Source organism: Pseudomonas sp. H3_A02, from assembly GCF_054671965.1.
The window spans coordinates 2,465,678-2,480,998 of the sequence record NZ_CP162807.1 but is presented as its reverse complement, the minus strand read 5'-3'; the positions used below and the strand labels follow the sequence as shown (position 1 = coordinate 2,480,998).

General features: G+C 61.7%; 14 protein-coding genes and 1 other RNA gene. 4 read left to right on the top strand and 11 right to left on the bottom strand.

Annotated features, from left to right (window positions below; all coding sequences use genetic code 11):
• The 9 genes from mraY to rsmI form a co-directional block, all read right to left on the bottom strand.
• Positions 1-1,083 (bottom strand): phospho-N-acetylmuramoyl-pentapeptide-transferase, encoded by a 1,083-nt coding sequence (mraY, locus tag AB4N80_RS10930; protein WP_053124966.1) that lies wholly within the window; start codon positions 1,081-1,083, stop codon positions 1-3.
• Positions 1,083-2,450, bottom strand: a complete 1,368-nt coding sequence (locus tag AB4N80_RS10925; protein WP_460081949.1) for a UDP-N-acetylmuramoyl-tripeptide--D-alanyl-D-alanine ligase — start codon at positions 2,448-2,450, stop codon at positions 1,083-1,085. Before AB4N80_RS10925 ends, mraY begins: the two co-directional genes overlap by 1 nt.
• Positions 2,443-3,906, bottom strand: a complete 1,464-nt coding sequence (locus tag AB4N80_RS10920) for a UDP-N-acetylmuramoyl-L-alanyl-D-glutamate--2,6-diaminopimelate ligase (RefSeq protein WP_122567009.1) — start codon at positions 3,904-3,906, stop codon at positions 2,443-2,445. Before AB4N80_RS10920 ends, AB4N80_RS10925 begins: the two co-directional genes overlap by 8 nt.
• Positions 3,906-5,645: a peptidoglycan D,D-transpeptidase FtsI family protein gene (locus AB4N80_RS10915; protein ID WP_163006792.1), complete on the bottom strand. Its 1,740-nt coding sequence runs from the start codon at positions 5,643-5,645 to the stop codon at positions 3,906-3,908. Before AB4N80_RS10915 ends, AB4N80_RS10920 begins: the two co-directional genes overlap by 1 nt.
• Complete coding sequence (gene ftsL / locus AB4N80_RS10910; RefSeq protein WP_122567011.1) at positions 5,645-5,938, bottom strand: cell division protein FtsL; 294 nt, start codon at positions 5,936-5,938, stop codon at positions 5,645-5,647. The genes AB4N80_RS10915 and ftsL overlap by 1 nt, the downstream gene beginning before the upstream one ends.
• Positions 5,935-6,882, bottom strand: a complete 948-nt coding sequence (gene rsmH / locus AB4N80_RS10905) for a 16S rRNA (cytosine(1402)-N(4))-methyltransferase RsmH (RefSeq protein ID WP_163006791.1) — start codon at positions 6,880-6,882, stop codon at positions 5,935-5,937. The genes ftsL and rsmH overlap by 4 nt, the downstream gene beginning before the upstream one ends.
• Entirely contained in the window at positions 6,879-7,334 is a 456-nt protein-coding gene (mraZ, locus tag AB4N80_RS10900) for a division/cell wall cluster transcriptional repressor MraZ (RefSeq protein ID WP_003205355.1), read from the bottom strand. The genes rsmH and mraZ overlap by 4 nt, the downstream gene beginning before the upstream one ends.
• 308 nt (positions 7,335-7,642) lie before the next feature.
• Positions 7,643-7,995: RNase P RNA component class A (gene rnpB / locus AB4N80_RS10895), an RNA gene on the bottom strand.
• Between the two features lie 74 nt (positions 7,996-8,069).
• Complete coding sequence (gene rsmI, locus AB4N80_RS10890; protein WP_460081943.1) at positions 8,070-8,942, bottom strand: 16S rRNA (cytidine(1402)-2'-O)-methyltransferase; 873 nt, start codon at positions 8,940-8,942, stop codon at positions 8,070-8,072.
• A gap of 286 nt (positions 8,943-9,228) precedes the next feature.
• Between rsmI and AB4N80_RS10885 the strand changes: the two genes are divergently transcribed.
• The 4 genes from AB4N80_RS10885 (at position 9,229) to AB4N80_RS10870 (ending at position 12,673) form a co-directional block, all read left to right on the top strand.
• Positions 9,229-11,040, top strand: a complete 1,812-nt coding sequence (locus tag AB4N80_RS10885) for a penicillin-binding protein activator (protein WP_460081940.1) — start codon at positions 9,229-9,231, stop codon at positions 11,038-11,040.
• Positions 11,040-11,402, top strand: a complete 363-nt coding sequence (locus AB4N80_RS10880) for a YraN family protein (RefSeq protein WP_122567014.1) — start codon at positions 11,040-11,042, stop codon at positions 11,400-11,402. The genes AB4N80_RS10885 and AB4N80_RS10880 overlap by 1 nt, the downstream gene beginning before the upstream one ends.
• Positions 11,403-11,504: 102 nt before the next feature.
• Entirely contained in the window at positions 11,505-12,098 is a 594-nt protein-coding gene (locus AB4N80_RS10875) for a phosphoheptose isomerase (protein WP_007928463.1), read from the top strand.
• Positions 12,095-12,673, top strand: coding sequence for a BON domain-containing protein (locus AB4N80_RS10870; protein WP_003178201.1), 579 nt, complete (start codon positions 12,095-12,097; stop codon positions 12,671-12,673). Before AB4N80_RS10875 ends, AB4N80_RS10870 begins: the two co-directional genes overlap by 4 nt.
• A gap of 1,491 nt (positions 12,674-14,164) precedes the next feature.
• Here AB4N80_RS10870 and AB4N80_RS10865 read toward each other — a convergent pair.
• Positions 14,165-14,578, bottom strand: coding sequence for a ClpXP protease specificity-enhancing factor (locus AB4N80_RS10865; RefSeq protein WP_122567016.1), 414 nt, complete (start codon positions 14,576-14,578; stop codon positions 14,165-14,167).
• A gap of 16 nt (positions 14,579-14,594) precedes the next feature.
• Complete coding sequence (locus AB4N80_RS10860; protein ID WP_003178195.1) at positions 14,595-15,212, bottom strand: glutathione S-transferase N-terminal domain-containing protein; 618 nt, start codon at positions 15,210-15,212, stop codon at positions 14,595-14,597.
• Between the last annotated feature and the right edge of the window lie 109 nt (positions 15,213-15,321).

Genomic DNA, 15,321 nt, shown 5'->3' with positions numbered 1-15,321 from the left:
CTACCTCAGCTTCAGGGTGGCAAGGCCGATCAGCACCAGAATCACGGTGATGATCCAGAAACGGACGATCACACGCGGCTCGGGCCAGCCCTTGAGTTCAAAGTGGTGGTGGATCGGCGCCATGCGGAATACGCGGCGGCCGGTCAATTTAAAGGAAGCAACCTGAATGACGACTGACAGGGTCTCCATCACGAACACACCGCCCATGATGAACAGGACGATTTCCTGGCGAACGATGACGGCGATGGTGCCCAGGGCCGCGCCCAGCGCCAGCGCGCCGACGTCGCCCATGAAGACTTGCGCCGGGTAGGTGTTGAACCACAGGAAGCCCAGGCCGGCACCGATCAGCGCACCGCAGAACACGATCAACTCGCCCGCCCCCGGCACATACGGGATCAGCAGGTATTCGGCAAATTTCACGTTACCCGACAGGTAGCAGAAGATCCCCAGCGCGCCGCCGACCATGACCGTCGGCATGATCGCTAGGCCGTCGAGGCCGTCGGTGAGGTTGACCGCGTTGCTCGAACCGACGATCACTAGGTAGGTCAGCACGATGAAACCTGCGCCCAGCGGGATGCTGTAGTCCTTGAGCATCGGCAGGATCAGGGTGGTCTCCACCGGCGAGGCAGCGGTCATATAAAGGAAGATCGCCGCGCCGAGGCCGAACACCGACTGCCAGAAATACTTCCAGCGGCTTGGCAGCCCACGGGAGTTCTTCTCGATGACCTTACGGTAGTCGTCGACCCAGCCGATGGCGCCGAAGAACAGGGTCACCAACAGCACGACCCAGACGTAGCGGTTCGCCAGGTCAGCCCAGAGCAAGGTGCTGATGCCGATGGACGACAGGATCAGCGCGCCGCCCATGGTCGGCGTACCGGATTTGGACAGGTGCGATTGCGGGCCGTCGTTACGGACCGACTGGCCGATTTGCAGGTTCTGCAAAGTGCGGATCATCCACGGGCCCAGGAACAGCGACAACGACAACGCGGTCAGCACACCCAGGATCCCGCGCAGGGTCAGGTACTGGAAGACCGCGAAGCCTTTGTGGAACTGTTGCAGGTACTCCGCTAGCAGCAGCAGCATTAATGTTTCTCCATGGCGGTGCCGCACAGGGCCGCGACGATGTTTTCCATCGCTGCGCTGCGTGAACCCTTGATCAATAAGGTGGTGTTCGGGTCCTGCTCGGCGCCCAGGGCCTGGATCAGTTCGGCCTGGGTGGTGAAATGCCGTGCGTGGTCGCCAAACGCGGCGACCGCATGGGCCATCATTGGACCAACCGCATACAGTGCATCGACCTTGCCGCGTGCATAGGCTCCGACGTCGTGATGGCCCTGTTGCGCCCATTCGCCCAGTTCACCGATATCCCCCAGCACCAGCACGGTACGGCCGGAGAAACCGGCGAGGATGTCCACGGCCGCGCACATGGACGACGGGTTGGCGTTGTAGGTGTCGTCGATCACGCGCATGCCGTTGCTGGCCAGTTGCGCGACGGAGCGACCCTTGACCGGCTGCACGGCGTTCAACCCGGCGACGATGCCCGGCAGCGACACGCCCAGGGCATGGGCGGCAGCCGCGGCGGCCAGGGCGTTGGCAACGTTATGGGTGCCCAGCAGGTTCAATTGGACCCGCTCGGCGCCGTCGGGGCTGTGCAGGTTGAAGGCCGGGCAACCACGGGCATCACGGTCCAGGTCGCTGGCGTAGAAATTCGCGGCGAGGTTGCTCAGGGCAAAGGTCAGCACCTTGCGCCCCCCCGCCCGGGTCTTCCAGATTTCGAAAGCCTTGTCGTCGAGATTCAACACGGCGACGCCATTGGCATCCAGCCCCTCGATGATCTCGCCCTTGGCCTCGACGATTTTTTCCGGGCCACCGAACTCGCCGACATGGGCGGTCCCGGCGTTATTGAGCACCGCCACATGAGGCTTGGTCATGGCCACGGTGTAGGCGATCTCGCCGAGGCGCGAAGCCCCCAATTCAATAACGGCGGCGCTGTGTTCCGGCGCCAGTTCCAGCAAGGTCAGCGGTACGCCAAGGTCATTGTTCAGGTTGCCACGGGTCGCCAGCACCGGACCACGGGTGCGCAGGATGCTGGCAAGCATTTCCTTGACCGTGGTCTTGCCGCTGGAGCCGGTGATGGCCGCGACCGGGTTGCCATACGCCGCACGGTTCAACGCACCGAGCTGGCCCAGGGCCTGCCGAGTGTCGTTGACAAGCAATTGCGGCAACGTACTGTTGCCCACTTCCCGCTCGACCAGGGCCGCGACCGCACCTTTGCCCGCGACCTCGTTCAAGTAATCGTGACCATCGAAACGCGGCCCGGTCAGGGCGACGAACAATTGCCCCGGCGCGATCGCCCGGCTGTCGATGCTGACACCGTCGAAGCTGGCGTCCGTACCGATGAGGCGTGCATTCAGGGCGTTGGTCAGTTCGCTGAGTTTCAGGGCCTTAAGCATGGGCCACCTCCCACGCGGTCAGGGCGTGATCGGCTTCCACCAGGTCGGAAAACGCATGGCGTTCGCCGTTGATTTCCTGATAATCCTCATGGCCCTTGCCGGCCAGGACGATGACATCGTCCGCCGAAGCGCTGGCGATCAACTGGGCAATGGCCTCGCCGCGTCCGGCGACGAAGGTGACGTTATCCACAGCGGTAAAACCGGCGCGGATGTCGTCGAAAATCCGCAGCGGGTCTTCGCTGCGCGGGTTGTCGTCGGTGACCAGCACGCCGTCTGCCAAGCGCTCGACCACTTCGGCCATCAGCGGGCGCTTGCCGCGGTCGCGATCGCCACCGCAGCCGAACAGGCACAGCAACTTGCCCTTGGCATGAGGACGCAGGGCCGTGAGGACTTTTTCCAACGCGTCGGGGGTATGGGCGTAATCGACCACCACCAACGGTTGGGCACCACCGCCCAGGCGCTGCATGCGCCCGGCTGGCCCTTCCAGTTTTGGCAACACCTTGAGAATTTCGTCCAGCGCATAGTCCAGGCCGAGCAAGGCGCCGATGGCCGCCAATACGTTGCTCAGGTTGAAGCGACCCAGCAAGGTACTGCGCACATGGTGCTCGCCCTGGGGCGTGACCAGCGTGGCGCGCACACCTTCGTCGTCGAACTGCGCCTGACGTATATAAAGGTAGGCGCTGGCATCTTCCAGGCTATAGGTGATCAACCGGGACTCGCGCTTGTCGGCGGCCAGCTGCCGACCGAATTCGTCATCGAGGTTGATGACCCGGCACTTCAAGTCATTCCAGGCAAACAGCTTGGCCTTGGCTTCGCCGTAGGCCTGCATGGTGCCGTGGTAATCCAGGTGGTCCCGGGACAGGTTGGTCAACACCGCCACATCGAATGCCAGCGCCGTCACTCGGCCCTGGTCCAGGCCATGGGACGAAACTTCCATCGCAACGGCCTTGGCACCGGCCTTTTTCAGGTCCGCCAGGGTCGCTTGCACGGCAATCGGGTTCGGCGTGGTGTGCAGGCCGCTTTCCAGCGCACCATGAAAACCGTTGCCCAAGGTGCCGACAATGCCGCAATGCTGGCCGAGCAGGTCCAAGGCCTGGGCCACTAGTTGGGTCACGCTGGTCTTGCCGTTGGTGCCCGTCACGCCCACCAGGTTCAGGTGGCGGCTCGGGTCGCCATAAAAACGCCCGGCGATGTCCGACAGCTGCGCCGCCAAGCCCTTGACCGGAATCAATGGCACGTCAGTGATTGGCAGCACGGTGGCGCCTTGCACTTCATAAGCCACGGCGGCCGCGCCACGCTTCAGGGCGTCGGCGATATGGTCGCGACCATCGACACGGGCGCCCGGCACCGCCAGGAACAAGTCCCCAGCACGTACATTACGGCTGTCCAGGGCCAATTCGCGAATCAGCAGATCGTGACCGGCGTGGGCAAAAATCTTGTTCAGGCTCAGGGACATCAGCCACGCCCTCCTTCGGCTTTCAAGGGAATGACCGGTGCGGTATTGGCCTGCTGGGTCGGCGGCAGGTTATCCGGGGTAATGTTCATCAGGCGCAGGGTGCCGGACATCACTTTGCTGAACACCGGCGCCGAGACCAGGCCACCGAAGTAGCCCGCCTTGCTCGGTTCGTCGATGACCACGACGATGGCGTAGCGCGGGTCGCTCATCGGGCCGAAGCCGGCAAACAGCGAGCGGTAGGAGTTCTCGGCGTAGCCTTTGGTGCCCACGGAGGTTTTACGGGCTGTACCCGATTTTCCTGCCACGTGGTAGGCCGGCACCTGGGCGCGATAGACACCGCGCGGCGCCTCGATCACCTGTTGCAGCATGCCCTGCATGGTCTTGGCGACGTTTTCCGGGATCACCTGGGTGGTCTGCGGCGCCTTGTCGGTCTTGATCAGGGTCAGCGGCGCCATGCGCCCGTTGTTCGCCAACGCGGAAAACGCGTGGACCAACTGGATCGCGGTCACGGAAACACCGTAGCCGTAGGACAACGTGGCGGTTTCAGCCTTGCGCCAGTCACGGTAGTTCGGCAGGTTGCCAACACGCTCGCCCGGGAAGCCCAGGCCTGTGTCCTGACCGAGGCCGATTTTCTGGGCCAGCCGATAGATCGTTTCCCCGCCGATATCGAAGGCGATCTTGCTCATGCCGACGTTACTGGAGTTGATCAGGATGCCGGTCAGGTCGAGCACCGGGCCTTCGGTCTTGGACACGTCGCGGATGGTGTACTTGCCGATCTGCAGGGTGCCTGGGTACACCTCGACGGTGTCGCTCGGCTTCCAGCGCCCGGTTTCCAGGGCGGCGGCCATGGACACGGCCTTCATGGTCGAACCCGGCTCGAACACGTCGATCATCGCGCGGTTGCGCATCATCGCCGGTTGCAGGTTGCGACGGTTGTTCGGGTTGTAGGTCGGCTGATTGACCATCGCCAGGATCTCGCCGGTCTTCACGTCCATGATCACCAGGCTGCCGGCCTTGGCACCGTTCTCGACGATGGCATTGCGCAGCTCGCGGTTGGCCAGGTATTGCAGGCGCAGGTCAATGGACAACGCCAAGGGCTTGCCGGCCTTGGCGTTTTTGGTGACTTGGACATCCTTGATCAGCCGGCCGCGCCGGTCCTTGATGACCTGTCGCTTGCCGGCGACCCCGGCGAGCCATTCGTCATAGGCCAGTTCGACACCCTCGCGCCCTCGATCATCGATGTCGGTGAACCCGACCATGTGGGCGGTGACTTCACCGGCCGGGTAGAAACGCCGGAACTCTTCGATGCCGTAGACACCGGGCACTTTCAAGTCGAGCACGCTCTGGCCCTGCTCGGGCGTCAAGCCGCGCACCAGATAAATGAACTCCTTGTTGGCCTGGGCTTCGAGGCGTTCGGCCAGGGCCTTGGGATCCTGCCCGAGGGCGGCGGCCAGCGCCGGCCACTTTTCCTTGGCCTGCTGCATTTCCTTGGCGTTGGCCCACAAGGTGGTCACCGGGGTGCTCACGGCCAGGGGTTCGCCATTGCGGTCGGTGATCAGGCCACGGTGAGCCGGGATCGGAATATGACGCACACTGCGGGCATCGCCCTGTTCCTTGAGGAAGTCACGGTCGACGACCTGCAGGTCGATGATGCGCCAAGAAATCGCCGCCACCATGAGCCCGAGCAAGCCCAGGACTAGACGAAACCGCCACGGGAACAGCGCCCCTTCGAGTTTCATCATGGCGTCACCATCTGCACTTCGGCGGCGCCGGGAATGCGCATTTTCAACTGTTCGGTGGCCAAGACTTCGATACGGCTATGGGCGGTCCAGGTGCTTTGCTCCAGGATCAACCGGCCCCACTCGGCCTGCGCCTTGTCACGCACGCTCAGCTCGCTGTAAAGATTATTGAGCAACTGCCGGTTCCAGTGCGCGCTATAGGAAACGGCGATGGCCGACACGAGCACGCCGATAAACAGCAACAGCATGAAAAAGCTGCCGCCGGGCAGGGGCTTGGCGAAGAGCTTGCTCACCGCAACTTCTCCGCGACACGCATGACGGCGCTACGGGCGCGAGGGTTAGCCTTGAGTTCGGCGTCGGACGCGAACTGCGCTTTGCCATGGATCTTGATTTTCGGCACGAAGGCTTCGAAACGCACCGGCAGGTTGCGCGGCAGGTTATCGGCTTCACCCTTGGTGAGCTTGCGCATGAACAGTTTGACGATGCGGTCTTCCAGGGAATGGAAGCTGATCACCACCAGGCGACCGCCGATCTCCAGCGCTTCCAGCGCCGCCTCGAGACCCACTTCCAGATCGCCCAGTTCGTTATTGACGTGGATGCGCAAGCCCTGGAAAGCCCGGGTCGCCGGGTTCTTGCCCTTTTCCCAGGCCGGATTGGCAACCTTCAGCACCTCGGCCAGGTCGCCGGTGCGCTCGAAAGGCTTGATGTCGCGGCGCTCGACCACGGCGCGGGCCATGCGGCCGGAGAAACGCTCTTCACCGTATTCCTTGAAGACACGGGCGATTTCTTCCACCGGGGCGGTGTTGACGAATTCGGCGGCGCTGATCCCACGGGACGGATCCATGCGCATGTCCAGCGGGCCGTCATTGAGAAAACTGAAGCCGCGCTCCGGGTCGTCCAGTTGCGGCGAAGACACGCCCAGGTCGAGCAGCACGCCACTGACCTTGCCGGCCAGGCCACGCTCGGCGACTTCCGCACCCAGCTCGGCAAAGCTGCGCTGCACAACGACAAAGCGGCCGTCTTCGGCCGCCAGCGCTTGCCCGGTGGCAATCGCTTGAGGATCCTTGTCGAACCCCAGCAAGCGGCCGCCCGGACCGAGCTGGCTGAGGATCAACCGGCTGTGCCCGCCACGCCCGAACGTGCCGTCCAGATAGCAGCCATCAGGACGTACGGCGAGAGCCTCGACGGCCTCGTCAAGCAGTACGGTGATGTGGTTGAAGCCGCTATCAATAGTCACAGGATCAAATCACGCAGTTCATCAGGCATGGCGCCCGGTTGTTGAATAGCAGCGAGGTCAGCGGCAGAAACCGCATTCCAGGCATCTTCGTCCCACAGTTGGAACTTGTTCAGTTGGCCCACCAGCATCGCGCGCTTGTCCAGCTTGGCGTACTCGCGCAGGCGCGGTGGCACCAGGAAACGACCACTGCCATCGAGTTCGAGGTCGACGGCATTACCAATCAGCAAGCGTTGCAGACGGCGGTTTTCTTCACGCAGCGAAGGCAGTGCGCGCAGTTTGGTTTCGATGATTTCCCACTCATCCAGAGGGTAAACACACAAACATGGGTCAACGGCGTCGATCGTGACGATTAACTGCCCCGAACTTCGCGAAACGAGCTCGTCACGATACCGGCTGGGCATGGCGAGCCGGCCTTTTGCATCGAGACTGATAGCGTTAGCTCCGCGAAACACGTCAGCGTTTCTCCACTTTTTGGCGTTTTACCTTCAAAAAAACCCACTTCATGCCACTTTCCGCCACTTGCGCACACTATAGGAATGCGCCCACCGCACCGTCAAGGCGCGTAATGAAGGAAAAGCCTTATAGATCGGAGATTTAGGAGCGTTTCAGGAGGGGTAACAAGAATCTGACGTAGGAAAAGTCGCCTCAACCTGAAGCAGCACAGGGGACTGCGCGCACAAGTTAAAGTGATTTGTTAAGAGTAAGATTTTTTTGGTATTAGGAACTGCGTCTGCCAGTGATTCCGGCAGGAAGGGAAAAGGTGGAGAGTCGATCTGTAAGCCGGGTTCTGTCTTGAACAGTCATTCGTCTACGATGGCCATCACTGGACATCTTTAGCAACCTACCCGGTCCCAGCGCGGGCCACGCCTTGGGACCCTATTTGGTCTTGCTCCAAGTGGGGTTTACCTAGCCACGAACTGTTGCCAGCCGTGCGGTGCGCTCTTACCGCACCTTTTCACCCTTACCGGCGCCGAAACGCTTAGGCGGTTATTTTCTGTGGCACTTTCCGTAGGCTCACGCCTCCCAGGCATTACCTGGCACTTCGCCCTATGGAGCCCGGACTTTCCTCCCCCCCTAATTCTCATAGAGGGCAGCGACTGTCCGATCGACTCTCCGCCGCGAAGGTTAACGGTAGAGCGCTTGAAGAACAAGCGCTAAAAGCCCCGGGCCAGTACCGTGTCCCGGTTTCACTGGTCTTTCTGTTTTTCCAGTGCGACCTGATACAGCACATTCTTGCGCTCGCCAGTGATCTGCGCCGCAAGGGCCGCGGCGCGCTTGAGGGGCATCTCCTCGAGCAACAGGTTCAGGACGCGCATCGCCTCGCTGCTGACGGCATCCTCGCTTTGCGGCGGTGTCCAACCCGCCACCAGCACGACGCACTCGCCGCGCTGCTGGTTGCTGTCGCTTTCGACGAAGCCGCGCAACTCTGCCAACGGCAGGCCCTTGAGGGTTTCAAAGGTCTTGGTCAACTCCCGGGCCAGCAGCGCCTGACGCTCGGGGCCGAACACCAGCTCCATGTCTTGCAGGCATTCCAGGATGCGGTGCGGTGCCTCATAGAAGATCAACGTGCGCGGCTCTTCCTTTATAGCTTCCAAGCGTGCCCGCCGCCCCACCGCCTTGGCCGGCAGAAAGCCTTCGAAGATGAAACGGTCCGACGGCAGGCCTGCCGCCGACAGCGCCGCGATCAACGCGCAAGCCCCCGGCACCGGCACCACGTTGATACCAGCCGCCCGGGCCTGGCGCACCAGGTGGTAGCCAGGGTCGGAAATCAACGGCGTACCCGCATCGGAAATCAGCGCGACGTTATCGCCTGCCAACAACCGGGTAATGAAACGACTGCCTTCGTCTCGCTCATTGTGTTCATGACAGGCCGCCAACGGCGTGGAGATGCCGAAATGTTGCAGCAGGCGCTGGGAGTGGCGGGTGTCTTCAGCCGCGATCAGCGCCACCTCCTGCAGGATTTTCAGCGCCCGAGCACTGATATCGTCCAGGTTGCCGATGGGCGTCGCCACCACATAAAGCGAGCCGGCAGCGGAATTCAAAGCACCTGGAGCAGTCAAAACGCGCACCTCATGATCGTAAAAACCGCCATTGTAGCGTGTAGCGGCGGTCTCGGCTGTTCGCGGTAGCGGGCAACCCGAGGCAATGTTGCTCGCTGGAAGGTGCACAAGCCCTTGTGGCGAGGGAGCTTGCTCCCTCGCCACAAAGGGTCAATACCTCGCCTTTTGTGCTGCGCCGCACTCTTTGAAATACCTAAATTGATCGATTCACGCCACTAACATCGCGCCCCGGCCAGTGCTTGGGTACAATTCGACGCTAATTTGATCTCGTATCAGGAACACTTACATGATCGCTTGCCTGCGGCTGCTCTCCGCCCTCTGCCTCGCTGCCCTCCTGGCGGCCTGCGCCAGCTCGCCCTCGTCCAGCCTTGGCGAACTTCCACGAACCCCAGATGCCAGTATCGAGCAGCTGCTCGAACAGGCCACCCAAAGCAAAACCCCGGAAAAAGCCGCCCTGCTGCGCCTGAGCGCCGCAGATCTGGCCTACCGCCAGGGCAATGCCGGCCAGTCCGCACAAATCCTGCAACAAGTGCCGATGGAACAACTCAAGCCTGGCCAGCAGATTTTCGCCAGCACGCTGTCGGCTGAACTGGCAATGACCCGCAACCAGCCCAAGGCCGCCCTGACCGCCCTGAGCCACCCAAGCCTGCAACACCTGAGCGAAATGCCGGTGGAGCAGCAGGTCCGCACCGGCACCGTTCGCGCCCGCGCCCTCGAGGCCGATGGCCAGACCCTGGCCGCCGCCAAGGAGCGCATCTTCATCGCGCCTCTGCTGGAGAACGACGCCGCGGCGAAAAACCACGAAGCCATCTGGTCGCTGATCGCCTCCCTGCCCACCGATCAGTTGCAGCCAGCCTCCAACGATGACCTCGGGGGCTGGCTGAGCCTGGCCCAGGCCGTCAAGACCGCCGGCACCCTGGAACAGCAGCAGGCAGCCATCGACCACTGGCGCGAACAGAACCCGAAACACCCCGCCGCCCTGCAACTGCCGACGCCCCTGGTCAAACTCAAGGAGCTGGCCAGCCAGCCACTGAGCAAGATCGCCCTGCTGCTGCCACAGAGTGGCCAGTTGGCCGCGGTTGCCAAGGCCTTGCGTGAGGGTTTCATGGCCGCGCACTACCAGGCCCAGCAGGCCGGGCAGACGCCGCCAAGCATCCAGTTTTACGACAGCGCCAGCCTGACCTCCATGGACGAGCTCTATCGCAAGGCCCAGGCCGACGGCGTGCAACTGGTCATCGGCCCGCTGGAAAAACCCCTGGTCAAGCAGATCAGCACCCGCCCGCAATTGCCGATCACCACCCTGGCGCTGAATTACAGCGAAGGCGAACAAGGGCCACCGCAACTGTTCCAGTTCGGCCTGGCACCTGAGGATGAAGCCCGTGAAGTGTCCCGTCGCGCCCGCGCCGATGGCCTGCACCGCGCAGCTGCCATGGTGCCGAAGGGCGAATGGGGCGATCGTGTACTGAAGGCCTTCAGCCAGGACTGGCAGGCCAACGGCGGCACCATCGTCGCCATCGAACGGGTCGACCAGCCGGTCCAACTGGCCCAGCAGATCGCCGACATGTTCCAGTTGCGCCAGAGCGAAGGTCGCGCCAAGAGTCTGCAAAGCACCGTTGGCACCACAGTCGCGGCACAGCCGTCCCGTCGCCAGGACATCGAGTTCATCTTCCTGGCCTCGACACCGCAGCAGGCCCAGCAGATCAAGCCGACCCTGAACTTCCAATACGCCGGCGACGTGCCGGTCTACGCGACGTCTTCGGTGTTCAGCGCCAGCGGCGACCAGAACCAGTACAACGACATGAGCGGTATCCGCTTCTGCGAGACCCCGTGGCTGCTCGACGCCAATGACCCGTTGCGCAAGCAGGTCACCGCGCAGTGGCCCCAGGCGGCTGGGAGCCTGGGTCGGTTGTACGCGATGGGCGCGGACGCCTATCGCTTGGCACCACGCCTGGGCCAGCTCAAGACGTTGCCGGACAGTCGCATCGAAGGCCTGTCGGGCAGCCTGGCCGTGTCTCCCACCCAGCGAGTACAGCGTCAACTGCCATGGGCCGAGTTCGTCAACGGCCAAGTGCAGCGCCTGCCGGACACCCAGCGCTGATGCCTGACCGATCACGCCAGCAAAGCGGACGGGATGCCGAGGGCCAGGCCCTCGCGCATCTCCAGCAACACGGCCTGCGGCTGGTGGCGCAGAACTGGTTGTGCAAACGCGGCGAGCTTGATCTGGTCATGCTTGACGGCGATACAGTAGTATTCGTCGAAGTCCGCTACAGAAAAAATACCCAATGGGGTGGCGCGCTCGACAGCATTGACGAGCGCAAGCGCCGGAAGCTGGTGTTCGCCGCGCAGTATTTCCTGCAACGCGAATCTCGCTGGGCCGATTATCCCTGCCGCTTCGACGTGGTTGCCATCGACAGCGACGCCGCCCAGTTGAACTGGCTGCAGAACGCCTTCGACAGTTGAGCGCCCATGCCGAGCCGGACACCTTCACCTAACTCTTTTGCTCTTTGCTTTGCGCGCCGCACATGTTTGTGCCCATAAGCCGCGCTACTTAAGGTCACACAGATGGACATGCAATCGCGAATTCGCCAGCTTTTTCAGGCCAGTATCGACACCAAGCAACAGGCGATGGACGTACTTGCACCGCACATCGAGCAAGCCAGCCAAGTGATGGTCAACGCCTTGCTCAACGAGGGCAAGATGCTTTCGTGCGGCAATGGTGGCTCGGCCGGCGACGCCCAGCACTTCTCCTCGGAACTGCTCAACCGCTTCGAGCGTGAACGCCCGAGCCTGCCGGCGATCGCCCTGACCACCGACAGCTCGACGATCACCTCGATTGCCAACGACTACAGCTACAACGAAGTCTTCTCCAAACAGATCCGCGCCCTGGGCCAACCCGGCGATGTGCTGCTGGCGATTTCCACCAGCGGCAACTCGGCCAATATTATTCAAGCGATCCAGGCCGCACATGATCGCGAAATGATTGTCGTAGCATTGACCGGTCGTGACGGCGGTGGCATGGCATCACTGCTATTGCCCGAAGACGTCGAGATCCGCGTACCGGCCAATGTCACCGCACGTATCCAGGAAGTCCACCTGCTGGCGATCCACTGCCTTTGCGACTTGATCGACAGCCAACTGTTCGGGAGTGAAGAATGACCCCTAATCGCCTAGGCCTTCTGGCCCTGACCCTATGCCTCGGCATCAGCGGCTGCACATCGGTGGTTAACGCCAGCCGGGAAAAGCCGATTGAAGACGACCGCGGCACCCGCACCTTCGGCAGCAAGATCGACGACTCCCTGATTGAAACCAAGGTCGGCGTGAACATCGCCAAGGCCGACCCGGACCTGGACAACAACTCGCACATCGTCGTTACCAGCTTCAACGGTGTCGTGCTGTTGGCCGGCCAGACCCCGCGTGCCGACCTCAAGGCCAAGGCCGAGCAGGAAGCCAGCGCCGTGCAACGGGTCAAGACCGTGCACAACGAACTGCAGGTCCTGCAACCTTCCTCGCTGCTGGCGCGCCAGAATGACGCCTGGCTGACCACCAAGATCAAGACCCAGATGCTCACCGACGCCAGCATTCCTGGTTCGCGCATCAAGGTTGTGACCGAGAATGGCATTGTCTATTTGCTGGGGTTGTTGACCAAGAAAGAGGCCGCGCAGGCGACTAATTTGGTGCAGGGTGTGTCCGGGGTGCAGAAAATCGTCAAGTTGTTTGAGTACATTGACTGATACTTCAGTTATCCAAGAAAAACGGCGCTTCTTCAGAGATGGAAAGCGCCGTTTTTTTTGGCTTCGTTTTTTGGTGTCGGCGTGTATATCCGTTGCTGCGGTAACGGCGGCTTAGGGTTCCGCCCTTACGGCGGGTCACTTTTGAGAAGCGCAAAAGTAACCAAAACGCTTCTGCCCCACCACTTGGCACCTCGCCTAGGCTCAGTGTGCCCTCACTCCGGCATTGCTCCGTGGGCCCGCCGCGAAGGGCCATCCATGGCCCAGCGCGGCTATCCCGGCATCCATGCCGGGATGCCCACTCCACAATGCCTGCGTTCGGCCATCGTGGTTAACGGGGCGCCCGAGATCAACGTCCACCGCGAGGCGGCCTGATAGCCGACCTGGTTCTTGGTCGGATCGCGTTTCTGCCGCAGGAATGAGTGTGGGAGCGAGCCTACTCGCGACGGTGGTGGTTCAGTCACAAGGATGTTGGGCTTGCCGGCCTCATCGCGAGCAAGCTCGCTCCCACAGGGGGTCTGTGTTTGGACATGAATTTTGTGCCCACTGAAGATCGAATGTGGGAGCGAGCTTGCTCGCGATGGCGGTGGTTCGATCACATGGATGTTGAGCTGCAGGCCTCATCGCGAGCAAGCTCGCTCCCACAGGGGGGCTGTGTTTGGATATGAATTTTGTGCCCACTGAAGATCGAATGTGGGAGCGAGCTGGCTCGCGATGGCGGTGGTTCAGTCACATGGATGCTGGGCTTGCCGGCCTCATCGCGAGCAAGCTCGCTCCCACAGGGGGGCTGTGTTTGGATATGAATTTTGTGCCCACTGAAGATCGAATGTGGGAGCGAGCTTGCTCGCGATGGCGGTGGGTCAGTCACATGGATGCTGGGCTTGCTGGCCTCATCGCGAGCAAGCTCGCTCCCACAGGGGGTCTGTGTTTGGACATGAATTTTGTGCTCACTGAAGATCGAATGTGGGAGCGAGCTGGCTCGCGATGGCGGTGGTTCAGTCACATGGATGCTGGGCTTGCTGGCCTCATCGCGAGCAAGCCCGCTCCCACAGGGGAAACGCGGTCCCCATCAAGAGCCAGGTCGGCTATAAGGCCGCCTCGCGGTGGACGTTGATCTCGGACGCCCCGTTAACCACGATGGCCGAACGCAGGCATTGTGGAGTGGGCATCCCGGCATGGATGCCGGGATAGCCGCGCTGGGCCATGGATGGCCCTTCGCGGCGGGCCCACGGAGCAATGCCGGAGTGAGGGCATGCCGAGCCTAAGCGAGGCACCAAGTGGTGGGGCATGTAGCGTTTTGGTTACTTTTGCGCTCTTCAAAAGTGACCCGCCGTAAGGGCGGAACCCTAAGCCGCCGTTACCGCAGCAACGGATATACACACAAACCATGACACCACAAAAAAAAATGCCCGTATCTCACGACACAGGCATTTTCCTAACCAAGCTGCCAGGCTTTCACCCAGCCCATGACCGGATGGCCTTTAGCACAACCCGCTACTTCACCACTTTCAAACTCGGCCGCCCGCTAGGACGCGGCGGCTCGTCATCCGGTGGCGGCAGGTCATCATCCGGCTCGAACTCTTCTTCACCGTCCAACGGCGTTTCCAGCTCAAACACCATACCCTGGCCATTCTCCCGGGCATAAATCCCCAGAATCGCAGCAACAGGCACGTACAGGGTGTGTGGCACACCACCGAAACGCCCTTCAAAGCTGACGGCGTCATTATCCATATGCAGGTGACGCACAGCGGCTGGCGACACGTTCAAAACAATCTGCCCATCATTGGCAAAACCCTGCGGCACCTGCACCGACGGAAACTCGGCGTTGACCAGCATGTGCGGGGTGCAATCATTGTCCACAATCCACTCATAGAGCGCGCGGACCAGATAAGGTCGACTGGAGTTCATAGCGGCTCCCTAAGCCTTAGCGCATGTCGCGTTCGACGCCAGACAGACTCGCCTGGAATGCCTCACGCGCAAATTGGCGCTCCATATAATCAAGCAGCGGCTTGGCAGGCCGCGGCAGTTCGATACCCAGAATCGGCAAACGCCAGAGTATGGGCAATAGGCAGCAATCCACCAGACTTTGTTCCTCACTGAGGAAAAACGGTTTGTCGACGAACAGCGGCGATACGCCCGTCAGGCTTTCACGCAACTCCTTGCGCGCCACGACCCGCGCCGGCTCCTTGGTCCGGGAATCCAGGATCAGATCCACCAACCCGCACCAGTCACGCTGGATGCGATGGATCAGCAAACGGCTGTTGGCACGCGCGACAGGATAAACCGGCAGTAAAGGTGGATGCGGATAACGCTCATCCAGGTATTCCATCACCACGGTCGACTCCCACAACGCCAGGTCACGATCGACCAGTGTGGGCAGGCTACCGTAAGGGTTCACTTCGATCAGCTTCGGCGGCTGACGACCCGCTTCGACGTAAATGATCTCGGCGCTGACACCCTTCTCTGCCAGTACGATACGTACCCGGTGGGAATAGTGGTCGGCGGGGTCGGAGTAACAGGCCAACCGATTGGTCACGCCCATGGCGATCCTCCTCGCTTGTTGAAATTATCGAAAAACGGAAAAACGAGCGCGCCCAGAGGGCGTCTCCCGTAACACCTGGCGGGCCAGGTTCGTTACATATCTAGAGACG